The organism is Shewanella sp. GJ50-10, from assembly GCF_055808815.1.
The window spans coordinates 100,465-126,591 of record NZ_JBVVSS010000001.1 but is presented as its reverse complement, the minus strand read 5'-3'; the positions used below and the strand labels follow the sequence as shown (position 1 = coordinate 126,591).

The window sequence follows — 26,127 nt, the reverse complement described above, 5'->3', positions numbered from 1 at the left end:
ATGGCGATAGCCTGCGTAATTACCCGTGCTTGTTGCGGCGTTGAAGCCCCTAAAGTCACTGTTGAAGTCCACTTGAGTAATGGATTGCCCGCATTTAATTTAGTCGGATTACCTGAGACTTCTGTGAAAGAAGCACGGGAACGGGTCCGCAGTGCATTAATCAATGCTGGTTTTGAATTTCCTATGCAACGCATTACAGTTAATCTTGCGCCTGCAGATTTGCCTAAGCAAGGTGGCCGTTACGATTTACCCATTGCTATTGGAATCCTCGCCGCATCTGGGCAAATACCCACAGAACAATTAGCTCATTGTGAGTTCATTGGCGAACTTGCCTTATCAGGAGATGTTCGCTCTTGCATTGGTATCTTACCCGCTATAATAGCTGCAAAAAATCAGCAGCATCAACTATTCATTCCCATTGAAAACCGCCACGAGGCTGAGTTAGTTGGCTACCAGCAAACTCATTTTGTTGCGCACTTACAACACCTTGCCGCTTTCATGCATGGCCAAGCTAAGTTGCCTTTAGTTGATCAACAGCCACAATGGTTTGAAGAAACGCCATCAGGGCCGACATTGTGTTTAAGTGAAGTCATAGGCCAATACCAAGCTAAACAAGGGTTAGAAATTGCTGCAGCAGGCGGCCATAACACCTTAACCTTATGTCGCATCCATCATATACTAAAATACCATTTCTTACTTCTAGCTTTTTCACTAATCAGCTTCCATGTTCAAGCAGTTGAAAATTACGGTTCAATAGCAGTTAGTCAAGTTACAAGCATCTATGATGGTGACTCTTTCAAGGTGAATATTGATCAATGGCCTAGCATCATAGGTAGAAATATTATGATACGTATCAGAGGTATCGACACTCCTGAAATAAGAGGTCAATGCGAACAAGAAAAGCATTTAGCACGTAAAGCCAAACAGTTCACAATAATGAAGCTACGAGAATCCAAGAATGTAGTCTTGAAAAATATCCAGAGAGGAAAGTATTTTAGGATAATCGCTGACGTATACCTTGATGAACTGAGTCTTGGGGAGATGTTGATTCAGTCAAAGCATGCCAGCGTATACAGTGGAACTAGATTTGATTGGTGTTCTGTTTAGCTCTAATAACTAGGTAATGAAGCTTTATAAGCTTGAGGTAGTTTACTGTATTGGTAGTCAACAGATGGCCTAATAGTATTGTACTTAGGCTGAAACTCTTTAATAAGTTGAGCTTCTAGCCATAATCCTATGTCTCTTTTTACATTGGTAGGCGTTCCAATATCTATCAGTTCCTCTAGTATTAATTCTGGTTTGCCATTCAATTTGAAATCAGCTTCTCCCTTGTACTCTTCTCTTAAATATATATTCCAGTTAGTATTTTTTCCTTTCCTCCAAGTATCATAAGCATGACCTCCATGTCGTTTATTAAGGTTCTGTGAGGTCATTCCCAAATATGAGGTTTCGTCTTTGGAATCCACATACCTGTAAAATCGGATACGGCTTCCATCCCATTCTGCGAGCTCATTTAAGGTGCAACTTGAGCGTAGGCGATTACACTCAATACAATCAGGCCTAGTTCTTTCAGAAATAGTAGGTCCATGTCTTGAGCAGCTAATAAGTAAATGCTGAAATCCCCTAGACTTGACTAGCTTAAATTGTTCGGCTTTGGATAGTTTTAAATCTTCTGAGTAGCTAATCCCAACTAGGTTAGAGTTAATATTCAATTCACTAGATTTTTGCTGAACGATGAGCATTAGCTCGTCCATATCGTGAAACGTGTTTGTAACGGTATTAATCATAAGTAAATTCCTTTAAGTAGCGATACCATCAAGTGCACTCCTATCTGACCCTCAGAATTAATCTGATAGGCATGAGAGTATTGCGACTTAAAGAAACTGGTATCTGAGGTTGTATGAGGTGGCCGTGCATGACCATTTAGTTTGTAATTGGTTGTTTTGCTATGAAGGTTATTAATAAAACCTCTTATCTATTAGGTAATCTATTAGGTAATCTATTAGGTAATCTATTAGGTAATCTATTAGGTAATCTATTAGTTCTTTCCTATAGGGGGAGTATCAGTTTCTAGTCATTTATATCTTTAATCCTATTCTCACAATACGCTGCCTAATAGGTGTCTATTAGTTATCAATAGCCTTCTATGCTAAAGGGGGGAGAATATAGATAACCTCTCTACTTAGGGGGGACAATATAAATGCCTTCTATACTAAAGGGGGGACAATTAAGCTTGCTAAGATAAGGTGGCAGGAAAGTTCTATTAACAAAACAGGGTATCAGATAGATAGGAGCAATTTACAAATTGGATGGGTATTTGAGTCATGGCTTCTATTAACGCTATAAAGCACTTAAATGATCCTCAGAAAAGAGTTTAGCTCTAAGGCATACATTAGGCTTGGTGGCCTCATAATCGTAATATAGAACTTTTTACAGCATCCTTGCTGATAGTTATCAGTAACAATATTAAGTAACCTTTCGACCATTCCAGTAACGCTTTACAGTCGACAAGGATAGACCTGTATTCTTAACTGCATTAGTCTGTGATAACCCCTTAGCTTTAGCTTCTAAAACTTTCTCTACCGTGTCATTAGCCAGTGGTCTGCCTAGTTGTTTACCTTCTGCCTTCGCTCTTTGTAAGCCCTCATTAGTCCGCTCTCTAATCCTGTCTTTCTCGAACTCAGCAAACGCTGTCATTAATGAGAGCATTAACTTACCTTCTGGACTACTCAAGTCTGCTATTGGAAGGTCTAAAGATTGAACAGCAATTCCTTTACTGGTTAGTAGCTCAATAGTTGAGAGTACATCAATTGCGTTTCGGCCTAAGCGGTCAAGCTTTAAGACAACCAGCTTATCGCCTGCTTCTAGTTTGTTATCTACTAGGTTTTTAAATGCAGGACGTTCCATTGCCATGACTCCACCAGATATGGACTCACTAATAATTCGGTCTTGTCTAAGGTCTACAAGTCTCTCTTGAAGCTGGTGGGCTTGAGTTTCGGCATTTTGTTCAACGGTGGAGACTCGACAGTATGCAAAGGTTCTCATAATCAATCCAAAGGTATCAACAATTGGTGCCAACTATACCTACAGGTGCCAACAAGTCAATACCCTATATTGTTGAACCATGATAAAGCTCTCATTATCTGGTGTCATTTAACGATGGTTTGTTGAAACTAGCAACTCAAAGCTTTTTATCTATTACTTATTGTATTCATTTACGTTAATCTACCTTTTAATATAAGTTATTGTTCACTTCCCCATAATGCTGGCAGTTAAAACACTGAGAATACTATGTCTGAATCCACGACTGTAATTATGAAAGCCTTTGAAACTGAAACTGGAAAGTATCTTTCTGCAAAATTTTTCGGGCGAATTGAAAAAGCATTTCAAAGTCGTACAGACAGGAAAGATATCAACCAAATTTTAGATTCAATTTCCTCCATTAATGGTGAACTAGCGGATAAAATTTATTCAAAAGTTTCCGATAGGTACCTAAAATTTAGAACTTTACTATCTAGAGATGTAGACGTATTCATTGAGGATATTTACCACCCAGTCCGAGTTTGCTCCCTTGAAAAAAATGCAACAGAAGTTCCTATAGATGATAGTTCATTTGAGTTTGATAAAATAACTTGTGTTATAGGAAAGGCTGGCCAAGGCAAGACCACATTATTACGTAAACTTTTTCTAAATATTTTAAAGAATGAAGGTGATCAATTTCCATTGATAATAACCCTTAGAAACATAGATTGGACGACCCCAGAACTAACAGTTGGAAGCATAATTTCCGAAGAGTTAAACCAATTAGGCATCAGTGCACCTAAAAATGCTTGCTCTTATTTACTTCAACTAGGCAGGTTAAAAGTTTTATTTGATGGATTTGATGAAATAGAGCAAGAGCATAGAATGCTGGCACTTAATATAATTAGGCAAACATATATTACTTACGGCACTACATGCATAGTCACAACTCGACCCGGTACAGAGATTCAGTTATTCAGTGGTGATGTTAACAATTACTCATTAATGGATCTTAATATAAATGATGTTAAGAATATAATTAGCAACCATAAACTTATAAGTGAACAAGATAAAATACAACTTTTAGACGTTATCGCCAACAAACAAGACATATCTAGTATTCTTGTAACACCAATAATTACTGACATATTTATAAGTACATATAATTCTTTAGTTGCAGAGCCAACAACGATAGTCGACTTCTATGAACAGCTATTCCAAACATTAGCTTCAACACATGATCGCTTCAAAATTATGTACGAAAGAAAAGGAGTTTCGGGTTTAAATAATGCAGAGCTGTACAGGGTTTTTCAACTTGCTTCTTTTCAACTCCTTAGTTTAAAAAATGATGTGAGATTCCGAGAGTCAAACTTAGTAAAAGCGTTTCAAGATGCTACAGAAAAGTTAGGATTTGATACAAGTGATGCTCACATAGATGTAATTAACAAGACATCTTTAATAATGCAGGATGGGCAAGATTATTCATACTTGCATAAATCTATCATTGAATTTTTTTCAGCTAAGCATATCCAAAGTTTGTCAGATGATACACGAAAAGAATACTACTCTTTTATATTGTTTAACTATAGAAATTCACATGAAAATGTTCTTCGATTCCTATCTGTTCTCGATGAAGATTTATTCTTTATTCATTTCGTCGGGGAGCTAATAACTGAGGTGAAGAAAATAAGTGATATTTTTAAGTTAAACAGCCAATTGACAACTAATTCACTACTGGCAGGTCTTACATTCAACAGCGTCACCCTAATGAGAAATCAAAGAACCTTTTCATTTATGTACAATGACGAGATAGAGGGAAAGAACAAACTGTTCCTTAAATATATAATATTGCTTACTACTATTTTTGATATACCAATACCTTTAATAGACACTTCTACTTTAACAGAACTTATACAACAACGTATTACTGATGGCGTAGATGTCACAGAAGGTAGGCATCATGGGACTTACATACAAGAAAACAAACATACACAGTATCATTACAAGTTCGAGATTCATGAATTAATAGACTTAAATATGCATACAGCTGATCTAGTTCACGCAAATAGTTTAGAAAGATTTCACCTTAAATTAAACGAATTAGAGCAAAAGGTGATTAATAGAAAGAAAATTTATCAATCAAGTAATGATTTAAATCGGTTCTATTAATCCACTATGCGCCCCCTAGGGGGGGTATCTTGTGTAAATATATATATATAAAGCACACACAAATTTTTATACCAATTTGGAAGCTCTAGTCTGGCTACTTAGGTGCTACTGGCTCTGCCGAGTCATACCTTTTGTTGGGAACGAAGGCCTGACATTCGCTTTTCCCAGCCTTTCATTTTAAAGTTCATCTTAAGCCCCTTACCGTTTTTCCACTCCCAAATTCCTTTATGGAAAGTCCGTGTATGCTCTATATCGTTCATCTTAAATGAATCTAGTCCGATTGAGATATTTAATGGTATCGACCTGAAGACGCTATGTAATTCACGTCTGACTTTTAGGTCTGAAATATTCTGCACTAGAAAATCTAGTTGAGACTCCGAATCCAAAATAGGAGCTTTACTAGATGAATCAATTAACCATTCTTCTAGCTTTTTCTCTCTAGCTACTAATTCAATTAACTTTGAGTGCAAAGCTTCTGAAAGCCCTACAATGGCAATAGCATCTGTTACATTTAGTATTTGTGTCTTCACCTCATCGAGCTGCCCTTTCTTCGCATCTAATTCTATCTTTGTAACTTTAGATGGTGTTTTAATAAGGTGGTGCTGCATTTTTAAAAGGCTCACTACAATGACCTTTTCAAGTTGCCAATAATGAATATAAGGTAAATTGCAACCTCGACTATTTATCCTATTGGAACAAACTAAATAAACTTCGTGAACAGCACCTTTAGCTACATAGTTCATTGATGAACCACATAGAGAGCAAGTAGCTATCTTGGAAAATAAATTGTTCAATTTTCCCTTCTTAACCACAGCACAACCTTTATCTGATTTCAGTCTATGGTAAACAGCCCAATAAATGTCTTCGTCAATAATGGCTGGATAATAATCTTTTATCACGTCACCAACGGGCTTTCTATTACCAGCATTTCCAATATGCGGTTGGTAATGGCCTATCACTGTAGCTGTATCGACAAGATTTTTTAGAGATGTGCGAGCCCAATTTCTATCAGTTGGAGATAAAATGCCTCTATGCTGTAGCTGGGTTATTGTCGCTGTAGTACCTAAACCACTCGCCATTATCTTAAAAGCCTCTCGCACTCTATCGGCTTTCTCCTCATTAATACTAAAACCTTTTATACCTAACTTATCTGTTTTAATACTCAACCATGCAGGAATAGTGCTTGTTGAAATGATTCCTAGTTTGGCATCATCCTTTTTCTTTGCCCAAACTGATGATAGCCGTTTACTCTTTGTAGCTGACTCTTCATGTGCTCTGCTCATAATTGTTAATGAGACCATAAGCTGAAGCATGTTTAATCCGCGTTTATAAACTTGCTTATCCATTAAAGTAACTATAGTTACGCCTAAATCTACTAACTCAAGCAAAAGCCTAAGTGCCTTTTCGACTTCCATCCTGCTTAGGCGGTCTAAAGATTCGATAATTAATGTCACATTACTATCTATTTCTCCAGTTTTAACAGAGGCAATGAATCTTCCTAAAGCCCCGTCAGTAGAGTTTGAGCCTTTAAATCCAGAGACTCCAGCATCTAACAAACCATCTTCATCAAGTTCTAATCCATTTTCAATACAGTACGCTCTAGCGCCCTCAATTTGACGCCTATAGCTATCTCCTTGAGCTTGCGACGGAGTGCTAAACCGAATATAGCTGATTGCCCTATTAATGCTCATAATCAAACTCCAAACAAAAAGCCAGAAATGGCGGAGGATATTGTCACTGTTTATTTAATAATTCCAGCAACATAAACTGAATATGACACTAGCGTCACAACGTCTTATTTTTAGGCCCGCCAGGCACAGGGAAGAGCATGCTGGCTAACCGTATTATTCCTTTGTTGCCAAAGCTAAGTTACGAAGAGGCCATTGATGTCGCCGCTATTCATTCTGTTGCAGGTCTTAATATTAAACCCAATGCCTTTTTAGAAAGACCATTCAGGGCACCACACCATACATGCTCATCAATTTCACTAGTCGGCGGTGGCAGCATCCCGAAGCCCGGAGAGATATCACTTGCTCATAGAGGGGTATTATTTTTAGATGAAATAGCCGAGTTTCCCCGTAAGGTATTAGATTGCCTTCGAGAACCTATGGAGTCTGGTGAAGTCGTTATATCTCGCGCCGCAGCCAAAGTAAAATTCTCCAGTCGTTTTCAATTAATTGCCGCCATGAACCCAAGTCCTTGCGGCGATGTAGATAATGCGCGATCAACTCCCGATCAAATTCAGCGTTATTTATCACGCTTATCAGGCCCTTTTTTAGACCGATTTGATTTAACCATTGAGGTCCCTAAATTACCGGCTGGCACCCTGACACAAACCCAACAAACCACTGAAAGTAGCGACAGTATCGCCAAGCGAGTTAATCGAGCTAGAGAATTACAACTCTCCCGAGCTGGGGTACTCAATAGTGAGCTTTCCCCAACACTACTAAAACAACACTTATCTATGAGCCAAGCAGATTTAGAGTTTCTCGATCAAAGTGTTCAGCAGCTTGGACTATCTGTAAGAAGCTTTCACCGCATACAAAGAGTTGCTCGCACCATTGCTGACTTACAACAGTCTTCAACCACTGAGCGTCGTCATATTGCGCAAGCATTGGGATACCGTGCTATGGATAGATTAATGAATCGTTTAAGCCAACAGTAAAAGACTGGTGAAACCTCATCACTACAAATTCCCTGTATTTCAGCTCGATACAGATTAATTAGCATGTAATTTTTTAGTAAAAAATGCGATATTATTGTCCTGCGGATTGAGCATAAGCCTGTCACGGAGTAACATAAGCCTCCATTTACAGGAGAGCTAGATGCCGCTGTTCGCAAAAATTAAAGGATCTGTAGCATTTATTTGCTACGTCATAAATACTATCTTTTGGGTAACACCTATACTTATTTTCAGTGTATTCAAGGTGTTGCCAATTAACTTTATCCGCAAAGTTTGCAGTTATATTTTAGATAACTGCGCCAGCGCTTGGATTAGTGTTAATGGCATTATTGAAGCCATTTTGCATCCAACTAAGATTAAGTTAACGGGTGATAATCAATTCTCAGAAAAAGAATGGTACATGGTGATAGCTAATCACCAGTCTTGGGTAGATATCCTAATTTTACAGCGCGTGTTTAACCGAAAAATTCCGTTTTTAAAGTTTTTCTTAAAACAACAGCTTATTTATGTACCAATATTGGGCTTAGCTTGGTGGGCACTAGACTTCCCTTTTATGCGTCGTTACTCGACTGCACAATTGAAGAAGAATCCGAAACTAAAAGGCAAAGATACCGAAATTACTCGTAAGTCTTGTGAAAAGTTTAAGCATAAACCTGTCAGTGTAATGAATTTTGTAGAAGGAACTCGATTCCACCCAGGTAAACATCAGAAACAAGATTCGCCTTTTAAGCACTTACTCAAGCCCAAAGCTGGCGGTATGGCTTTTGCCTTAGATGCAATGGGCAGCCAAATAAACAAGTTAGTTAATGTCACCATATACTATCCAGACAAAATACCTTCTTATTGGGAGTATATTTGTAACGGTTTAGATGAAGTGCACGTGGATATTCAAATTACTGATATACCTGATGCAATGCGTGGTGACTACAGTAAAGATCGTGAGTTTAAAATTGATTTCCAAAATCAACTTAATCAACTCTGGTTAGAAAAAGACAACAAAATCAGCTCAATGGCTGAAAATAAATAATAGAGGTATTTAGCTCCATGCTAAATTTTTTACCAGGTCCAATTATCTTTTTTATCAGTACCTTTTTATTGATCCTTAATACTGTTCTATGGGCAGGATTAATCAGTATTGGCGGTATTATTAAGCTATTTATTCCCTTTGAGGCGCCGAGTAATGCGCTTCTCAGTTTAATGAATCGTTTTATGTGGGCTTGGGCAACATGTAATGGCGGCATTCTTGCCATAATCGCTAAGGTTGAATGGGATATCGAAGGCCTAGACGATCTTGATCAAAAAGGTTGGTATTTACTGATCAGTAACCATGTCAGCGGGTTTGATATTGCCGCACAAACCTACATCCTGCGAAACAACATTCCTATGCTGAAGTTTTTCTTAAAGCGTGAACTCATATTTGTGCCTTTTTTAGGTTTAGGTTGTTGGGCACTTGGCATGCCATTTATGAACCGAACCAGTCCAGCCAAGCTTAAGAAAAATCCAAAACTTAAAGGTAAAGATTTAGAAACCACGCGAAAAGCTTGCGAGAAATTTAAAAATACCCCGACCTCAATCATTAACTATGTTGAAGGAAGTCGCTTTACTGAAGACAAACGACGTCGTCAACAGTCGCCTTATCGCCACTTATTACGCCCTAAAGCTGGCGGTATTGCCTTTACCCTATCAGCAATGGGTGAACAATTTACTGGCTTACTGAATATGACACTCGCATACCCAGATGCAGATTTAGCCTCAAAAGAAGGTGTGCTTTACCAAGTAATGTCAGGACGAGTGAAAAGAATTGTCGTCAGAGTCGAGCAAATGCCTGTCCCGACTGTCGATTCTGAAGTTTATTTTTCCCAGGCAGAAACCCGCGTAGAGTTTCAGCGCTGGCTCAATCAAGTTTGGCTTGAAAAAGATCAGCAACTCGATGAGATTTTCAAAAAGTATGTTGCAGAAACAACTCACACAAAATAATTAACAATCAAGTTTAAAAACACGCTAAATAGCGTGTTTTTTTTGTTTTTAAAGCCTTAATAATTACAAATATTAACAACCAAGCAGTTATACAATATTCACCAAATTGCGAAACTGAAATCTAATTTGAAATAAAACACATAGCTACGTAATATGGAGGTTGCTGGAACTATAAATGCAGCCGATTCTTTGATTAATGCTGCTTAGTAATGAGTATTTTAGTCATACTTTACTATGATTGTTAAAATATTATTTCCAAAATCACAATATGCAACCCAGCATGACCTTTTCCCATGCTCATACTCATAACAATAGGTGCAGATTGAATTTACCTTTATCCACAACATTGAGAGCATGCTTGTTCATTTGGCTTCTTGTTAGCTCAATGCCTGTGACTGTTTTCGCCATCACTCCTCAAAATGATAATCACCTGCTGTCTTTCGAACAGTTTGAAGCTGCTAATGAGTTAAACCAAAACTCTGTGACAAAGTTATTCATGGATAAAGCGGGAATGCTATGGGTCGGCACCCAAGATGGTCTACACAGCTATAATGGCATTCAATTTGATGTATTTCTCAATGACAGTAATGACCCACAGAGTATCGCTGGTAATTACATCATCGATATACTTCAATCAAATGATGACCATTTATGGGTGGCGACATTTTCTCAAGGGTTAAGTCGATTAGATCTCACCACAGGTCAATTCACCAATTATGGAACAGAGCAAGGGCTTAATGATTTACACCTTTCAAAGTTAAGCATCATTGGTGATTCGTTATGGATAGGCACTCAATCTGGTTTATATACGCTGTCGCTCAAAACCAATAAAATCACTAAAATTAGCCTCAGTAATAACCTTAATCCTCACATTACCAGCGTGGCAAATGTGGATAACAAATACATATTTGTTGGCACCGAAAAAAGCGGCACGTTCGCTATTGATAGCAATACCATTATCCGACTCGATATTGCCTCAAATTTAAAGGTTAACAGCATCCAAACCAATAGCCTTGATGGCTCAGTTTGGTTAGCCATTGAAAATAAACTGATTCGATATGATTTAGAAACTCACGCTAAAACAGTGGTATGGGTTAATGAACAACCCACTATATTTAACGAAATTAAAGACTTTGTAATCAATAGCAGTCAACAGGTTTGGGCCATAGGCGCTAATTCCGGCTTAATTCAACTCGATAAAATCGATGGTCAATGGCGAAGCAGAATCCACAAGTATGACCCCAATAGCCCTAATTCAATTAGCGAGAACAACCTACAAAGCATTATGCTCGCCCATGACGGCACCTTATGGCTTGGCACTCGTTATTCTGGCATCAACAAGCTTAATTTGGATCAGATATATTTTAATCATATTTTTGAAATGCACCCGTCAAAACCTAAAATGGCTAATATGATCCGTGCCATTTTTCGTGATAAGCAACAACGTTTATGGATTGGCACTGAAAGCGCTGGTTTAAAAAGTTTTGATGAACAGCAAGGTCAATTTTATTACTACAACGATTTGTTTGCGAAAGCCCTTAATCTTGATGAAAATGAGCTTAACCTTACGGTGCACGCCATTAGACAAACCAAAGATGGCAACCTATGGTTCGCCACCGATCACGGCTTAGCGAAGCTCAGCACAGATCAGCAACTCACCTTTTTACCTGCATTTGATCATTTATTACCACACACTCTGAGCGTTCGCGCTTTAGCGCTAGACGATAAACAACGTCTATGGATAGGCAGCAGTAATGGTCTCTACTTCGTGCTACCCGGTGAAGGAGTTTTACATCATTATCAATTTGATTTCCAGCCTGAATATTCACCTGAAAAGCAAACGATTTTATCACTGAAATACCACAATGATAGCTTGTGGATTGGCACTATGGCGGGTTTGGTACGATTAAAGCCTGATCAGCAACAACTGACCTTTAAGTCACGACAACCAGCCGATGAATCGACCTTAAGTGATAACCGAATTAGAGATTTTATTGTCACTATTGATGAGCAATTTCTCATGGCGACTCACAGTGGCGTAGACAAAATCATTGAAACAGCAGATGGAAATATACAGTTTGAAGCGCTCAACGAGCAAATAAAAAAGCATACGATTTATGCCATTCTTGAAGATAACAACCACGACCTATGGCTCAGTTCTAACTCAGGAATAATTCGCCTAGGCTTGGGAGAAGAGCAAACCTTAATCACCTATAACGAATATGATGGCGTACAAGCCAATGAATTTAATGGTGGGGTTAAGTTTAAAGATCCCGACGGCGAACTCTGGTTTGGTGGCATCAATGGGTTAAACCAGTTTATGCCAGAAAATGTGCCAACTGTAAGACCCGATGCCAAACTCGCGCTAACAAGTTATACATTTGGCGAAGATCACCACCAATTACATGATTTAACGGCGCCACCAGAATTGCTCATGCCCTTTGAGAACAAAATTATTCGTTTTGATGTCAGTGCATTAGAGTTTAATTACCCTGGTTTACATCAGTTTAGCTACAAATTGCTCGGCCAAGATGATAAATGGATAGATCTACACCAAACTAATGAAATTACCTTTACTAGCCTTGCGCCTAAAGACTATGAATTATTGGTCCGCTACACATTAACGGATAACAATTATCAACAAGCCCCGCTTTCTATTAAATTCACTGTAGTACCGCCGTTTTACCTAAGTAAAGGCGCTTATGTCATTTATGGCATTATCATCATGTTTATCTTAACCATGATAGTGTACTTAAAACAGCTCAAGCGTGAAAAGCAACGCGAGTTTGAAATGAGTATCCGTGCATCTGAAGAACGCCTTAAATTGGCGCTTTGGGCCTCTGGCGATGGCATGTGGGACTGGAATATCCGCGAAAACAAAGTTTACCGAACTGACATGGTGCCACCGCTCATGTTAGGTAACGAAACCCAAGCATTAATTAACAATATCCACCCTGAAGATAAGAACCGTGTTTCTAAGATTCTTAATCGACATTTAGATGGTGAGATTGAGTTTTTTGAAGCTGAGTACCGAGTTGAAAAACAGCCAGGTAAATGGATTTGGCTGATTGACCGCGGCAAAGTCGTTGAATGGGATCACCAAGATAGACCAATACGAATGGCGGGAACCCATAAAGATATCACCATTCGTAAAGAAACTGAGAACGAGCTCAAACTGTCAACTCAAGTACTTCACAGTATGAATGAAGCGGTTGTGGTGGGTGAGCTCGATTATCGCGTCCGCACGGTAAACCCAGCATTTAGTCGTATCACAGGCTTCGATCATGATGCGATTGCTGGCAAACACTTTTTATATTTAGCTCACGGTAAACGCTCACGAGAGTTTTACCACAATGTTGAATTACAGCTGCTGCGTAAAAAACATTGGGCTGGTGAAATCAATATTCGCACCAAAGACAAAAAAGGCATTCTAGCTTGGCTTGAGATCAACCAAGTCATCGACACCAAAGGTGAAACCAGCCACTTTGTTGCGGTATTTACCGATATTACCTCTCGTAAAAAAGCCGAAGAAGATTTACGGATTTTAGCCAATTTTGACCCATTAACTGGTCTGCCAAACCGTACTCTATTTCAGGACAGGTTAAATCAAGCCATCACCAAAGCACATCGCTCGAAATCGATTGTGGCACTGCTATTCCTTGATTTAGACCGCTTTAAACACATTAATGACTCTATGGGTCACCATGTGGGTGATTTGCTACTAAAAGCCGTGGCATCAAGGTTGCAAAATGCTATTCGTGATGGTGATACCGTTGCCCGTTTAGGCGGCGACGAATTTACTATCATTCTTGAAGGCGTCGCTAAGCTGAAAGCAGCCACTATTATTGCCGAAAAAGTGCTTAAAGCCTTTAAAGCGCCGTTTTTACTAGAAGGCAAAAACATTACAGTATCACCATCTATTGGTATCAGCTTATTTCCAAATGATGCTAATGATACAACGTCACTGATTAAGTTCGCCGATACCGCGATGTATCACGCTAAATCTTTAGGCCGCAATAACTTCCAGTTCTACACCGAAGAGTTAAACCAATATGCTACCCGTCACGTTGAGCTGGAAGCAGGACTGAAAGAAGCGATTCAAAATAATGAGCTGTATTTGGTTTATCAGCCAAAATACGATATCAAAACCAAACGTATTCTAGGCGTCGAAGCACTGCTGCGTTGGAATAGTGCAACACTTGGATTTATCTCACCGGTCGAGTTTATTCCTCTCGCTGAAGAAACAGGCATGATTAACGCCATTGGTCATTGGGCCATTGATGAGGCCTGTAATCAGCTTGCCAGTTGGCACCAATTAGGTTTCGACGACATTTCGATTGCGGTTAACTTGTCAGCAAGGCAGCTTAAAGCCGATATTATTTCCACCATTGAAGTGGCCTTAGCGGTTTCAGGATTGCCAGCAAGCGCCTTAGAACTTGAACTGACTGAATCGATGATTATGGGTAACCCACAAGATTCTGTAAAAGTATTATCACAGCTAAAAGCCCTAGGACTTACCATTGCCATTGATGACTTTGGTACAGGCTATTCAAGCTTAAGCTACTTAAAACGCTTCCCTATCGATACCCTTAAGGTCGACCGAGAATTCGTTCGCGATATTATTGAAGATCCTGATGATGCTGCTATTACCAGTGCGATTATTACTCTCGCCCACAGTTTAGACTTAAACGTAGTGGCAGAAGGGGTAGAGACTCAAGAGCAGTTAGACTTCCTTAAAGATGAAGGTTGTGACCAAGTCCAAGGCTTCTTACTCAGCAAACCCTTAACCGCTGATGATTGCTTAGAAAAACTTAAGCAAGATAAGAGTGAAAAGAATGCCGATGTGGTCAGTGAGCAATAAACCCACATTGAATCTAACAATGAATCCAACACTGTATAGGTTAACGCTTTAAATAACAGTTAATAAAAAAGGCGATAGCTCCTAGGAACTATCGCCTTTTCTTGTACTTCAATTCTATATTAAGACCTATGAGCCATGAACTATGAGCTATGAGCTATAAGTTATGGCGCAACACGCTCAACGCGTTTAACCCAACCTTCTGGACCTTCAAGCTGACCATTTTGTAGCTCAGTAAAGATTTGGTAAATACGCTTAATGCTTGGACCGACTTCGCCGTCACCCACAGTCACAATACGCCCATCTTCAAAAATATACGAACCCACTGGCGATACAACCGCAGCAGTGCCAAAACCACCGGCTTCGACAATTTCACCAGCTTCGATATCAGCAATAAACTTATCTAGCATGATGGTCTCTTGGCGCACTTCACAACCTAAAAGATGCCCAAGTTCCAGCATTGACTGGGAAGTGATCGATTTTAAAATCGTATCAGTAAACGTTGGAATAACCACAGTGCCATCTTTTAACACGTGGAAATGGTTCATCGCGCCCACTTCTTCAATTTGCTGATTATTGGCATCAAGGTATAACACTTGCGCAGCGCCGTATTCAGCAGCCGCTTGTCCCGCACGTAATGAAGCAGCGTAGTTACCTGCAGCTTTTGAAGCTCCAGTACCACCAGACACAGCACGGTGGAATTTTTTACTAATAAGTAAACGAATAGCCTTGCTCACGCCATCAGCATAATAAGCACCACTTGGGCTTAAGATTACACAAAAGGTGAAGTTCAAACTTGGGCTAACCGATAAACGATCTTCAGTTGCAAAAATAAACGGGCGAATATACAAACAAGCGCCGTCTTGCATTGGGAACCACAAACGATCCACATCGATTAGTGCATTAATCGCTTCAAGTTGCTTATCTTCATCAAGGTTAGGGATACATAAGATATCTGCGGAGGTATTTAAGCGCTCTGCATTCTTATTTAATCTAAACGTGTAGATTTCACCGTCATCGTGCATGAAGGCTTTAGCACCTTCAAAGATTGATTGTCCGTAATGCAGTGAAATTGCACCTGGGGCGATTTCAAAAGGAGCATAAGGTTCGATACGAGGATCGCACCATTGGCCATCTCTATAGTCCATTAAAAACATATGATCAGTTCTGAGATTACCAAATCCAACATTACCTTCAGGTTGAAATTGCTCAGTACGGCGTGACGATTTTAAATTATATTTGATGTCCATTTGATACCACCTTGAAAACAGAGATTGCAGACTATGAATCATCAGTTGCAATGTCAAGCAAATGGACAATGTGGAGTAAATTTAACCGTCAATTGAAGTGCACATAAATACAAACTGCAAAAATGGCACCTAAAAAATTGAAGAGCGTTAAAAACGTAATCACTATAAATTCAGCGCTAATAGGCAAATAGCTTGGGTGATGTGGGTAAAAATAGGGGAAATAAACCAGTAGAAGATTAAAGCTTAGAAAATAGTAGTAAAAGTGGTACTTTTTTTAACCACTTAACAGATTTGTCTATTCCTTAAACCCCAGTCACTGCTAGAATCAGCATTCCATCCAGAAACTATTAGGACTCCCGATATGAGCCTTGAATTATTGTCCCAACTGGAAGCCAAAATCCAGGCTACTCTTGAAAATGCTGAGCTACTAAAAATGGAGCTTGAAGAAGAGAAGCAAAAGAATGCTCAGTTGACTGAGTCTAATCAACAACTGCAACAAGACCTAAACTCGTGGAACGACAAAGTAAACGGCCTTGTTGGTTTGCTTAATAGCGAAAGCTAAACTGCACTTGCTTCAAGATGCTGAGCTGCAAGTAGCTCATTAAGTTCTGAAACAGCCTGCTTCACTTTTGGCAGGCTTTTTTCGGCATCACAAAACGTCCTCGGTTAAACTCAATACAACCTAAATCTTTAACCCAAATGACTCCTGTCACAAAAATTCTAGCGTGTTTTACAATTAGCTTTGGTGCGTAAACTGGGAAGCGTCTCATGAGAACTCCTAAGCATGTTGTTTTGTTATTGACTCAATTTTGGACATTATAAAGCCATAAAGAGTTTCATTAAATTAAACATTATTTATCTAAATGTCTGCGAATTTACACACACTTTAAAACAACACAAAAATGACACTTGCCATTTTTTTGACGCTTTGATAGAGTAACCACGTTACTCAGGGTAAATAAAGAGCCAGTTGGCTCATCACCGTATTGTTTTAAAATGCTAAATTTTAAAACCTACGGTTTTTTTTGCTTTTTTTCAGTGATTTACTCAGAAAGTATAATGTTAAAGCCACAAAAAAGGAGCCAATAACGGCTCCTTTTAAACAACTGAATTCTCGGCAGGCTAAGTGCCAATAAAAGTTACTTATCTACTGTCGTTAAGTAGTAAGCAATATCTAATAATTCGTCGTAAGACTTGATTGAACCCGTCTCAACACGGTACTTACCGTTAACCACTAATGCTGGAACGCCAGATAACTTAGCGTTTTCAGTATCACGCTTCATTTTAGACATTTGTGCGTTCACCATGAACGAGTTAGCTGCAGCGTCGAAATCTTTACCATCAATACCATTGGCAATAAATACCATACGGATATCGTTTTGGCTGGTGAAACGTTGTTTAGAATCATGGATTGCTGTGAAAATAGCGTGTTCAATTTTCTTTTCAACATTCAACTGATGAGCGATAGCAAAAGCACGTGACATTTCAGTACCCATTTCACGGCCAATAAACTCAACGTGAGCTTGATTAAACGTGACGCCTTCTGGCAGTGTTTTTTCAATTTTTGGTACTACTGTTTTTGAAAAGTTATAACAGTGGCCACAAAAGAATGAGAAAAACTCGGTGATTTCAGGCTTAGATGTCGCTGGGCCTTCGTTAATCACGGTGTAATGCACACCTTCTTTATAATCTGCAGCAGTTGCAGCCATTGGGGCTAAAAGTAGTGCTGCTGCCATTAATAGTGCTTTTTTCATTTTGCTTCCTTTAGTGTGCAATCTTAAAAATGATTTTTTAAAACTTGCCATCTGTATTATGTCACCAGCCAAATCAGCTGATACACATAACTAAATTAGTTATTTGCTAAACCTATCATAAGTTAGGTTATCTTCGTATCTCAAGACCTTATCAAGATCATTTGTAACAATCTACAATTGAGTTGTTAATCGCCTTAGTAACCCATCAAACTTAAAGGGGCTTCATCTAATGCTGCTAACTGCTCTTTAAACGCCAATGTTTGTTGTTCCCAGTATTTGATATCACCAAACCACGGAAAGTTCATTGGAAATGCAGGATCTTGCCATCTTTTGCTTAACCAAGCGTTGTAATGCAACATTCGTAACGCTCTTAAAGGCTCTACTAGCTTGAGCTGGCGCTGATCAAAATCATAAAATTCTTGATAGCCTTCAAGCAAAACATCAAGTTGTAATAAGCGTTGTTGCCTATCGCCAGTGAGCATCATCCAGATATCTTGCACCGCTGGCCCTTGACGAGCATCATCTAAATCGACAAAGCCTGGTCCATCTGGGGTCCATAAAATATTACTGGCGTGTAAATCACCATGCAGGCGTATAGTCGGAAATGAATCCGCCAATAAAATACTTTTCGCTTTATCTAATACTTGTTCAGCCACTGTAAAAAATTGCTGGCTAATGCCGTCGGCTACTTGTCCAGACTGGCGTAAAAAAGCCAGTGCATCATCACCTAATATTTGGCTTGAAAGCGGTTCACGATACTTAAAAGGCTGTTTACTGGCATATTGATGAATACGACCAATAAAACGTCCAACCGACTCAAGTTGATCTAAATTATCGACTTCAAAAGCGCGACCACCAATCGATGGAAACAAGGTAAATTTGTAACCTTGATAATGATGTAAGGTTTTACCGTTTATAATCGATGGCACCGCAATAGGGATGTCTTCAGCCGCTAACGCCAGTGCATAATCATGCTCTTCTTGAATTTGCTCCTCACTCCAACGATGAGGGCGATAGAATTTCACCACATAGCGATTGCCGCGATCACATCTAAATTGATATACGCGGTTTTCGTAGCTATTCAGTGCTAGCAATCCCGTCTCAGGATAGACACCAAGGCTTTCAATGGCATCAAGAATTAAGTCAGGGGTTAATGCCTGATAATGAAACGAGGCGTCATGTTCGCTGGACGTTTGTATCAAATCAGATGCAGGCTCTTCAATGCGATTACTCATGAGTTCCCTTATCTGCAACAAGTGGTCGTATTAATGTCATCAAATAGCTTAGCACTTCAACATCGGCTTGAGTTTCAGTGGCTACCCAACAAATATCACCGTAAAACTCATAATTCAGCCACAACTGACTACCTTCAAAATTCAGTAACCACTGATGACGATCAGCGCCCCACTGTCGTTCACGCACTTCACAATCTAATGCTGCGGCAAAAGGCGTTGCAAATGCTTCAAACTGTTCAAAATCAATATCAGCCGTGATCAAAATACTCATGGCATCGCTATCTAACTTAGCTTCTTTGATGCTTACTGTATTGAGATTATTTTGTTCTAATGAACCTGAGTTCATACACTTCCTTAAAATCTATTAAATATTATGCTAGCTACTGCAAGACATGATCAAGCCCTGCCCCCACTGCGGCGGGCGTTCAGCATAATGCGCTTTATCAGCTTGTTCGGCATACGGGTTTGTCAGTAACTGATGTAACTCTACAAGTTTACTGTTATCACCTTCTTCAACTGCGACAATCGCTTCTTGAGCAAGGTAATTGCGTAGTATGTACTTAGGGTTAACTGCATCTCTATCAGCTTGCCACTTCTCAATATCTATCTTATCGCCAGAGCCCTTAGTGTCATTAACATTAGCAGCCACCCGTTGCTGGTAATCTTTATACCAAGTATCAAACTGAGGTCGGTCAATAATTTCATCAGCGATATTAGGTTGGTGACTGGTAATATCCAGTCGACCAAGGGCGCGGAAAGTATTGGTGTAATCAAGCATATTATGCTGCATCACAGCGCAAAATCGGCCAATTAAGTCTAAATCACCCTTATCTTGCTCGGCCTGCATTTCAGCTAATGACGAAGCACTTTTATCAACTGACAGTGCCGTTAAATCTGTTGTAGCAAAGCCCATTTTAGCGCGCATTAATAACAAGTACTGCTTCACTAACTCAGCTTGATAGGTATTGAGCGCCGCCACTAAATCATCTGACTCAATCACTGGAGTGAGTGCTTGAGCTAAACGTTGTAAATTCCAAAGTCCAATACCTGGCTGCTGGCCAAAAGCATACCGCCCTTCAGGGTCAGAATGATTGCAGATAAAGTCTTCTTTAAAGGTATCTAGAAAAGCAAAGGGCCCAAAATCAAAGCTGTCACCAAGTATCGACATATTGTCGGTGTTTAGCACACCATGGGCAAAACTAACCGCTTGCCAATGACCAATGAGAATAGCTGTGTCTTTCACCACTTGAGTAAACCAAGCTTTATAGCCTTGGGCATCTTGAGTTAAATGCGGGTAATGCTGGGAAATGGTAAAATTGAGCAGTTGAATGAGTTTATCTTTGCCGCCTTGGTCACTGTGACAAAAATACTCAAAATGGCCGAAACGAATATGGCTTTTAGCCAGCCTGACGGTTATCGCCGCGGTTTCTTGAGACTCACGCCATACTGGCAAATCTGAGCCAATAACCGCAAGAGCGCGGGTCGTCGGTACTGACAATGCCGCTAAAGCTTCGGATGCCAAAAATTCACGTACCGCTGAGCGCATCACTGCACGGCCATCACCATGGCGAGAATACGGCGTCGGCCCTGCGCCTTTTAATGCCACATCCCATGCCTGATGCTTATCTGTAAGTTTGCCTTTAAAGGCTTCTCCAAGAATGATTGAGCGGCCATCGCCTAACCGCGGCGAGTAACCACCAAACTGATGACCACTGTATACTTGCGCATAATAACTGGCGCCAGGGACAGCATGGTTAGCCGACAATTGCATTAACAATTCATCATTGGGCTTAGTTAACCCTATGAGTTTTGCGGCATCATCACTCCACGCAAGCCAATGTGGATTACTGATTGGTAAAGGGTAAACTTGCGAGTAAAACCCTTCAAGTTGCTCAAAAAAATCCTGTTTAAACTGCATTAAGCCTTTCCCTAGAACAGCCTATTTACAGATAATGACATCGTCGTCATTAACTTCACATAGCTGCTCACATTGATATCCTTTTTCAATTGCCACTGGAATCGCTGTTGCGTTTTCAAGGGCTCGATTGTCCATTTCGACATAACTTTTCCCGCTCAAGCGCAGCATGCCATCTCCCTTTAACTGACATTGCTCAAGGGTGTCATAATAGCCTGCGATATAATCTGCACTTATTGGATTTTGTGGCTTTTTGGCTTCATCAGCATAATAAAAAAGGGTCCATTCAGGCGTACGTAAACACCCTGTTAGACTGACTAAGCCTAATAAAAAAACTATTTTAATCAGCACTTTGGAATTCATAAAAACCTCTTAGTTCTTTCTTAACATCAACACGCTATTAAGATGAAAATGCTTGCCACGACCGTATGGTTTACCATCGTAAATTTAAACGCGCCCTATAATGGCAACATAAGGTGATTTGTCTATATAAATCAGCATTTTTACCAATAAAAAAAGCGAACCTGAGTCCGCTTTATATCAATCTATAGCTGATTAATTGTGAGTATACTCAATCGTAAGCTCACTCATAAGCTAGATGAGTAATCATTTAATCACCTGATTTAGATTTGGCTTTTTCAATACGTTTAATTCGACCTTCAAAACCCGTTACAGTTCCATCGCTTAATTGGTACGTCATGGCTTGCTGACAAACCGATATCGCTTTATCAAACTGTTTTGTATCGTTAAGCATAGTTGAAAGCTGCATAAAGCCTGGGCCTTTTTCATCCGCAGCCACTTTATTAACTTGCTGATACAGCTCAAAGACAGATAAATACACATCAGTTAATTGTGCGCCATACTGGCAATACTCAGATTGTTTACGTAGCTTGTAACTGTGGCCGATAATATTCAGTAAACTCTGGTGCTGAGCACTCGCATCCGCTTGATTATCATGTTTCGCCACTAAATCAGCAAATACATCACCTGCCCATGTGCCAGTTGCGGGTAAACTTAAATCTGTCTTGTTATCGGCTGGTATTTCTTCCGCTGCGACTGGTGCTGGTTGTTCAGCCAGTTCAGTTTTGGGGGCCTCAGCTTTTGGCTCTTCAACTTCAGATGCTTCAACAACTGCCGCTTTAGTCTCTTGAGCAACAACTTTCTCTTCTGGCTCTGGCTCTGGCTCTGGCTCTGGCTCTGGCTCTGGCTCTGGCTCTGGCTCTGGCACAGTATCGTCTTTATCAGACTCAGCCGCCACAACTGACTCAGCTTCCCCTTCAATAACACTGTCAGACGTTTTGGCATTATCAGCCGAGTCTGTTTGGTCTAATTCTTGTTGAGCAACATTCTGAGTTCGACGGTATAAATACACACCAAGTAGAACTAATAAAATAATGACAATAATTTTCATTGATAACACCATGCCTGTGTCATGTTTGTGTATGGTTAAATAGCCTTAAAATAATGGTCAAAGCCTATTTAAGAGAGAGTTACTTCTACGCTGCATTTTTAAGCAACACATCTAGTATTAATAAGCTATTGTATGGCAATAAATCAAGTATTTATCCCGCTTTTGTGCCATTAAACCCAATAACTGGGGATAAATTCAAATTTTGACATTTTTGTGCTTTAGCTCAAGCTTATTATCACCTAAATTGAACTCATTGTTTGAAGCTAGTTACACTAGCCATACCCGAGTAAATTACTAAGGTATTTATTAATGTCTGAACCTTCAATTCTTTCAGGTAAATTGTTATTTGAGCTCAACACAATGACAGCGATGGCTGGCATATATTGTCGTGCTCATCACCAAACAAAAGATCAGACACTTTGTGACGAATGCAAAGCACTTCTGGAGTATGCTGAAACGCGTTTAGATCGCTGCCCATACGGCCAAGATAAACCAACCTGTAATAAATGCCCTGTTCATTGCTATAAACCGCACATGAAACAAAAAGTCAGAGAGATAATGATCTATTCGGGCCCACGTATGTTGCTCCCTCACCCAATTATGTCGATTAAACATTTATTGTCTGAACGTAAACCTGCCCCTGGCAAGCCGCCCGAAGCCGCCTCAAACCGTCATATGCGAAAGCAAAAAAATACTTAGGATGCTGGTTGAAAGGGTCGCTTAAAGGTATTATCACTTAACTTTAATAAGGGGTAACTAATCGAATTCGGACCGTTTTTTTCTCAAGCTTATATCTGGCTTTCTTTACTCGGCAGTATTCATTGCTTAGGGGTAGGGTTATATGTGCGTTATATCTACGCCAATAATGATCCAGATACTACGCAAAGCAATCGCTTACTGGGCTCGTTATTCATTCTCATCGCACTATTTTTTGCCATCGGAGCTGTCACTCGCGAAAACGCCCCTATTCAAATCCATTTTATTTTGACCTTAATGGTGCCATTTTATTTCTTATTAATGCCCTTACTGTATTCCTACTGTAAAGCGAGTCTGAAAATACCTGTGTCAGATGGCAATATTGTCAAACATCTCATGCCAACATTTATATCGATGTTTTTCATTGTGATTGCAGTACTTTTTAATATAGGTTTAGACCCTACTGCATCAAAACAGCCTATTAATACTCTCTCTGAATTAAGTCATATAAATCGCGTTGCCTTAATCATGCCAGTATTCATTATGTTACAGAGTTGCTTATATTTCGGATTAATTTTCAAAACCCTCAGTAAACATAAAAAGCGTTTTAAACTCACTACACAACAAAGCTTAAAAGACATTCGCTTTCGCTGGTTACTCATTTTAACGGGTGGGATCTTACTGAATTGGGTCTTACGTATTATGATGGTATTAGTACCATTTTATTTTGGCGACTCTATTTCAGTGCTAGCCCACACCATCGCCAGATTATCCTTATTAGTCACCGTCTATGGCTTTGCTCTATATGGGTTACACCAAATAACTCGCGCCGCTTACCTTCGCGGTAATGTGAATAACAAAGCCAATATAAACGATGGTAGCAAGCCACAAAGAGCCAGTGAACAATTGCTTAATGCCGAAGAATTAAATTACCTTCAAAGCATTATGACTGATGATGCAACACCCGAAAAGCGACTCCAATAGCGACATACAATTATAAATAACCATCACTTAGATGATGAACAAGGAACGGAGCTCCATGATTATATCAACATTCACATTTCGCCATATTGGGCTGCTTGGGTTACTCGGATTATCGACTCAAGCTATCGCCAACTCTCCTCAACACAAAATCACCATTGATGACTTCTTCGATATTGGTGTCATGAAACAAGTCAGTTTTAGCCCCAATGCAAAACAAGCCATATGGGTTGAAAGCCGCTGGGACAAAGAACTTGATAAGTCCCAAGCAGATCTATGGAAAGTCGACACTAAAACCCGCCAAACACAAAGGCTGACGTTTAGTAACGAGAATGAATCAAGTCCAGTTTGGAGCCCTGATGGGCAATATATTTATTTCTTAACCAAACGCAGCGATGCCAGTGAAAAAGCACCATTCAATGGTAAAAATCAAGTTTTCAGAATGGCCAGTAACGGCAGTGACATTCAACCAATAACTAAAGAAGTGGAAGGCGTAAATGCTTTTCAGTTAAGCCAAGATGGCAAAAATCTATATTTTATTGGCAATAAGACCGTTGAAGAAACCGACCAATGGAGCGCTATGCGTAATAGCCATACGGCCCCTAATTACGGCCATGGTTCCCATGAATCTAATCCATTGCATGTGCTCGACTTAGAGCACTATAAGCAAAAGACGTTGATTGATGACGGTAAAGTAGTGTGGCAGTTTAGTGTTAATCAAGATCAATCAAAAATCGCCCGTATCACCACTGACGACAATGAACTGGTCAAACTGGAAGGTTGGTCAGACATTGATGTATATGATATAGAAAATCGCACTCATAGAGTCTTACAAGACAGCCAATGGCGACAACAAGCACCTTCCCCTTACGGCTGGTTACTTGGCTTGTCATGGCATCAAAACAATCAACAACTTGCTTTCAGAATCGATTTTGACGGTCATCCCGGTAAATTATTTATCGCCGATGTGAGTCAGAAAAAAGCCAAGATAACCGAATTAGCTCGCCCCGATAAAGTCACCTTAAATGGTGACGATGTAAGGTGGCGCCCTAACAGTAACGAAGTGTGTTTTCGCGGCGCCATCGAAGCGAAAGTAAAAATTTATTGTAGCGAATTTGAAAACGGCAAACAGCAAGATACTCGCAGTGTTATAGACGCCGATATCGTCTCTGGCACTTATGACTTTAGCCAATCAGGAAAACAACTGGCGCTCACTCATAATGGTTTAACTCACTTTAGTGACTTATTCATTGCTGATGCCAACAAACGCCGCGCTAAAATTAAACGTATAACCAATATCAATGCCCAAGTGACTGACTGGCAGTTACCGCAAATATCAATCGTAAAATGGAATGCACCAGATGGCAGCCAAGTAGAAGGTATTTTAGAACTTCCCCATGGCTACACTAAGACTCAAGGTCGACTGCCTTTGGTGGTTCAAATCCACGGCGGACCGACCTCCGCCACACCTTACGCATTACAACATCGTTCATACGGTCGTAGCACATTTACAGCTGATGGCTGGGCAATTTTATCGCCAAACTACCGTGGCTCTACTGGCTATGGCGATGAGTTCCTAACTCAACTTGTAGGCCGCGAGCACGATATTGAAGTAAAAGATATTTTGGCTGGTGTCGATCACTTAATCGAGCAAGGCATTGCTGATGGTGACAAAATGGCCGTCATGGGTTGGAGCAATGGTGGTTATCTTACCAATGCACTCATTAGCACCACCAACCGCTTTAAAGCTGCGAGCTCAGGTGCAGGTGTATTTGATCAACGTCTGCAGTGGATGCTTGAAGACACCCCCGGCCATGTCGTCAACTTTATGGAAGGCCTTCCTTGGGAGAAGCCAGAGGCGTACTCCCATGGCTCGTCGTTAACCATTGCAGATAACATCACTACCCCAACCCTTATTCACATTGGCGAGAACGATCAGCGCGTGCCAGTTGGCCATGCACAAGGGCTATATCGCGCCTTAAGGCATTACTTAAATGTGCCTGTTGAATTGATAGTCTACCCGGGAGAAGGTCACGGCCTGAGCCATTATCAGCACCGTAAAGCCAAAATGGAATGGGATAAAAAGTGGTTCGATTTTTATGTGCTAGGTATTGAAGAATAAAATATTAATGCTTAGATATTAAAGAATAAGAAATACTCTTAACTAAGCGCTAAAC

19 protein-coding genes and 3 pseudogenes are annotated in these 26,127 nt (G+C 40.0%); 11 read left to right on the top strand and 11 right to left on the bottom strand.

Going from position 1 to position 26,127, the window contains the following annotated elements; genetic code table 11:
- Together AC0L4E_RS00500 and AC0L4E_RS00495 are read left to right on the top strand one after the other, a co-directional pair.
- A pseudogene (locus AC0L4E_RS00500) lies at positions 1 to 660 on the top strand (magnesium chelatase domain-containing protein); the annotation flags it as partial.
- 183 nt (positions 661 to 843) lie between these two features.
- The gene (locus AC0L4E_RS00495) at positions 844 to 1,107 is read left to right on the top strand and encodes a thermonuclease family protein (protein ID WP_473681436.1); all 264 of its coding nucleotides are present in this window, start codon (positions 844 to 846) and stop codon (positions 1,105 to 1,107) included.
- 2 nt (positions 1,108 to 1,109) lie between these two features.
- Here AC0L4E_RS00495 and AC0L4E_RS00490 read toward each other — a convergent pair whose 3' ends face one another.
- Positions 1,110 to 1,787 carry a hypothetical protein gene (locus tag AC0L4E_RS00490; protein WP_473677536.1) on the bottom strand — a complete coding sequence of 226 codons (678 nt, stop codon included), beginning with the start codon at positions 1,785 to 1,787 and terminating at the stop codon, positions 1,110 to 1,112.
- A gap of 679 nt (positions 1,788 to 2,466) precedes the next feature.
- Positions 2,467 to 3,045: a recombinase family protein gene (locus tag AC0L4E_RS00485; protein ID WP_473677535.1), complete on the bottom strand. Its 579-nt coding sequence runs from the start codon at positions 3,043 to 3,045 to the stop codon at positions 2,467 to 2,469.
- A 246-nt stretch (positions 3,046 to 3,291) separates the two neighbouring features.
- Between AC0L4E_RS00485 and AC0L4E_RS00480 the strand changes: the two genes are divergently transcribed.
- Positions 3,292 to 5,190, top strand: coding sequence for an NACHT domain-containing protein (locus tag AC0L4E_RS00480; RefSeq protein WP_473677534.1), 1,899 nt, complete (start codon positions 3,292 to 3,294; stop codon positions 5,188 to 5,190).
- Positions 5,191 to 5,312: 122 nt separating this feature from the next.
- Here the strand turns inward: AC0L4E_RS00480 and AC0L4E_RS00475 are convergent, their stop codons facing one another.
- A complete protein-coding gene (locus tag AC0L4E_RS00475; protein WP_473677533.1) occupies positions 5,313 to 6,881 on the bottom strand; it encodes a recombinase family protein in 1,569 nt (522 codons plus the stop codon).
- A 95-nt stretch (positions 6,882 to 6,976) separates the two neighbouring features.
- Between AC0L4E_RS00475 and AC0L4E_RS00470 the strand changes: the two are divergent.
- The 4 genes and pseudogenes from AC0L4E_RS00470 to AC0L4E_RS00455 all read left to right on the top strand — a co-directional run.
- Positions 6,977 to 7,855, top strand: a pseudogene (locus AC0L4E_RS00470) (YifB family Mg chelatase-like AAA ATPase); the annotation flags it as partial.
- A 160-nt stretch (positions 7,856 to 8,015) separates the two neighbouring features.
- A complete protein-coding gene (locus AC0L4E_RS00465) occupies positions 8,016 to 8,900 on the top strand; it encodes an acyltransferase (protein WP_473677532.1) in 885 nt (294 codons plus the stop codon).
- A 17-nt stretch (positions 8,901 to 8,917) separates the two neighbouring features.
- Positions 8,918 to 9,850, top strand: a complete 933-nt coding sequence (locus AC0L4E_RS00460; protein WP_473677531.1) for an acyltransferase — start codon at positions 8,918 to 8,920, stop codon at positions 9,848 to 9,850.
- A gap of 385 nt (positions 9,851 to 10,235) precedes the next feature.
- The gene (locus AC0L4E_RS00455; RefSeq protein ID WP_473681434.1) at positions 10,236 to 14,711 is read left to right on the top strand and encodes an EAL domain-containing protein; all 4,476 of its coding nucleotides are present in this window, start codon (positions 10,236 to 10,238) and stop codon (positions 14,709 to 14,711) included.
- A gap of 161 nt (positions 14,712 to 14,872) precedes the next feature.
- On the opposite strand, the gene AC0L4E_RS00450 is transcribed toward AC0L4E_RS00455, so the two are convergent.
- Complete coding sequence (locus AC0L4E_RS00450; RefSeq protein ID WP_473677530.1) at positions 14,873 to 15,958, bottom strand: branched-chain amino acid aminotransferase; 1,086 nt, start codon at positions 15,956 to 15,958, stop codon at positions 14,873 to 14,875.
- 361 nt (positions 15,959 to 16,319) lie between these two features.
- Between AC0L4E_RS00450 and zapB the strand changes: the two genes are divergently transcribed.
- Positions 16,320 to 16,520: a cell division protein ZapB gene (gene zapB, locus AC0L4E_RS00445; RefSeq protein ID WP_144211472.1), complete on the top strand. Its 201-nt coding sequence runs from the start codon at positions 16,320 to 16,322 to the stop codon at positions 16,518 to 16,520.
- On the opposite strand, the pseudogene AC0L4E_RS00440 reads toward zapB, so the two are convergent.
- The 7 genes and pseudogenes from AC0L4E_RS00440 to AC0L4E_RS00410 form a co-directional block, all read right to left on the bottom strand.
- A pseudogene (locus AC0L4E_RS00440) lies at positions 16,517 to 16,728 on the bottom strand (DUF1107 family protein). The gene zapB and the pseudogene AC0L4E_RS00440 sit on opposite strands and share 4 nt — an antisense overlap.
- 369 nt (positions 16,729 to 17,097) lie before the next feature.
- Positions 17,098 to 17,712 (bottom strand): thiol:disulfide interchange protein DsbA/DsbL, encoded by a 615-nt coding sequence (locus AC0L4E_RS00435; protein ID WP_473677529.1) that lies wholly within the window; start codon positions 17,710 to 17,712, stop codon positions 17,098 to 17,100.
- 194 nt (positions 17,713 to 17,906) lie between these two features.
- Positions 17,907 to 18,947, bottom strand: a complete 1,041-nt coding sequence (locus tag AC0L4E_RS00430; RefSeq protein ID WP_473677528.1) for a serine/threonine protein kinase — start codon at positions 18,945 to 18,947, stop codon at positions 17,907 to 17,909.
- A complete protein-coding gene (locus tag AC0L4E_RS00425) occupies positions 18,940 to 19,293 on the bottom strand; it encodes a DUF3630 family protein (protein ID WP_473677527.1) in 354 nt (117 codons plus the stop codon). The genes AC0L4E_RS00430 and AC0L4E_RS00425 overlap by 8 nt, the downstream gene beginning before the upstream one ends.
- 30 nt (positions 19,294 to 19,323) lie before the next feature.
- Positions 19,324 to 20,865, bottom strand: coding sequence for a protein adenylyltransferase SelO (locus AC0L4E_RS00420; RefSeq protein ID WP_473677526.1), 1,542 nt, complete (start codon positions 20,863 to 20,865; stop codon positions 19,324 to 19,326).
- Between the two features lie 21 nt (positions 20,866 to 20,886).
- Entirely contained in the window at positions 20,887 to 21,225 is a 339-nt protein-coding gene (locus tag AC0L4E_RS00415) for a hypothetical protein (RefSeq protein WP_473677525.1), read from the bottom strand.
- A gap of 247 nt (positions 21,226 to 21,472) precedes the next feature.
- Positions 21,473 to 22,273 carry a hypothetical protein gene (locus AC0L4E_RS00410; protein WP_473677524.1) on the bottom strand — a complete coding sequence of 267 codons (801 nt, stop codon included), beginning with the start codon at positions 22,271 to 22,273 and terminating at the stop codon, positions 21,473 to 21,475.
- 309 nt (positions 22,274 to 22,582) lie between these two features.
- Between AC0L4E_RS00410 and AC0L4E_RS00405 the strand changes: the two genes are divergently transcribed.
- The 3 genes from AC0L4E_RS00405 to AC0L4E_RS00395 all read left to right on the top strand — a co-directional run bounded on the left by AC0L4E_RS00405 (position 22,583) and on the right by AC0L4E_RS00395 (position 26,072).
- Positions 22,583 to 22,972: a nitrous oxide-stimulated promoter family protein gene (locus tag AC0L4E_RS00405; protein WP_473677523.1), complete on the top strand. Its 390-nt coding sequence runs from the start codon at positions 22,583 to 22,585 to the stop codon at positions 22,970 to 22,972.
- A gap of 144 nt (positions 22,973 to 23,116) precedes the next feature.
- Positions 23,117 to 23,953 (top strand): hypothetical protein, encoded by an 837-nt coding sequence (locus tag AC0L4E_RS00400; RefSeq protein WP_473677522.1) that lies wholly within the window; start codon positions 23,117 to 23,119, stop codon positions 23,951 to 23,953.
- A 55-nt stretch (positions 23,954 to 24,008) separates the two neighbouring features.
- Positions 24,009 to 26,072, top strand: a complete 2,064-nt coding sequence (locus AC0L4E_RS00395) for a S9 family peptidase (protein ID WP_473677521.1) — start codon at positions 24,009 to 24,011, stop codon at positions 26,070 to 26,072.
- Positions 26,073 to 26,127: the final 55 nt, after the last annotated feature.

Excerpts from the sequence above, each read along its gene's own strand:
- AC0L4E_RS00490 (WP_473677536.1), bottom strand. The coding sequence starts at position 1,787 with ATGATTAATACCGTTACAAACACGTTTCACGATATGGACGAGCTAATG.
- AC0L4E_RS00460 (WP_473677531.1), top strand. The coding sequence starts at position 8,918 with ATGCTAAATTTTTTACCAGGTCCAATTATCTTTTTTATCAGTACCTTT.
- AC0L4E_RS00485 (WP_473677535.1), bottom strand. The coding sequence starts at position 3,045 with ATGAGAACCTTTGCATACTGTCGAGTCTCCACCGTTGAACAAAATGCC.
- AC0L4E_RS00395 (WP_473677521.1), top strand. The coding sequence starts at position 24,009 with ATGATTATATCAACATTCACATTTCGCCATATTGGGCTGCTTGGGTTA.
- AC0L4E_RS00480 (WP_473677534.1), top strand. The coding sequence starts at position 3,292 with ATGTCTGAATCCACGACTGTAATTATGAAAGCCTTTGAAACTGAAACT.
- AC0L4E_RS00420 (WP_473677526.1), bottom strand. The coding sequence starts at position 20,865 with ATGCAGTTTAAACAGGATTTTTTTGAGCAACTTGAAGGGTTTTACTCG.
- AC0L4E_RS00435 (WP_473677529.1), bottom strand. The coding sequence starts at position 17,712 with ATGAAAAAAGCACTATTAATGGCAGCAGCACTACTTTTAGCCCCAATG.
- AC0L4E_RS00405 (WP_473677523.1), top strand. The coding sequence starts at position 22,583 with ATGTCTGAACCTTCAATTCTTTCAGGTAAATTGTTATTTGAGCTCAAC.
- AC0L4E_RS00475 (WP_473677533.1), bottom strand. The coding sequence starts at position 6,881 with ATGAGCATTAATAGGGCAATCAGCTATATTCGGTTTAGCACTCCGTCG.
- AC0L4E_RS00430 (WP_473677528.1), bottom strand. The coding sequence starts at position 18,947 with ATGAGTAATCGCATTGAAGAGCCTGCATCTGATTTGATACAAACGTCC.
- AC0L4E_RS00455 (WP_473681434.1), top strand. The coding sequence starts at position 10,236 with ATGCCTGTGACTGTTTTCGCCATCACTCCTCAAAATGATAATCACCTG.
- AC0L4E_RS00495 (WP_473681436.1), top strand. The coding sequence starts at position 844 with ATGATACGTATCAGAGGTATCGACACTCCTGAAATAAGAGGTCAATGC.
- AC0L4E_RS00410 (WP_473677524.1), bottom strand. The coding sequence starts at position 22,273 with ATGAAAATTATTGTCATTATTTTATTAGTTCTACTTGGTGTGTATTTA.
- AC0L4E_RS00450 (WP_473677530.1), bottom strand. The coding sequence starts at position 15,958 with ATGGACATCAAATATAATTTAAAATCGTCACGCCGTACTGAGCAATTT.
- AC0L4E_RS00425 (WP_473677527.1), bottom strand. The coding sequence starts at position 19,293 with ATGAACTCAGGTTCATTAGAACAAAATAATCTCAATACAGTAAGCATC.
- AC0L4E_RS00465 (WP_473677532.1), top strand. The coding sequence starts at position 8,016 with ATGCCGCTGTTCGCAAAAATTAAAGGATCTGTAGCATTTATTTGCTAC.
- zapB (WP_144211472.1), top strand. The coding sequence starts at position 16,320 with ATGAGCCTTGAATTATTGTCCCAACTGGAAGCCAAAATCCAGGCTACT.
- AC0L4E_RS00415 (WP_473677525.1), bottom strand. The coding sequence starts at position 21,225 with ATGAATTCCAAAGTGCTGATTAAAATAGTTTTTTTATTAGGCTTAGTC.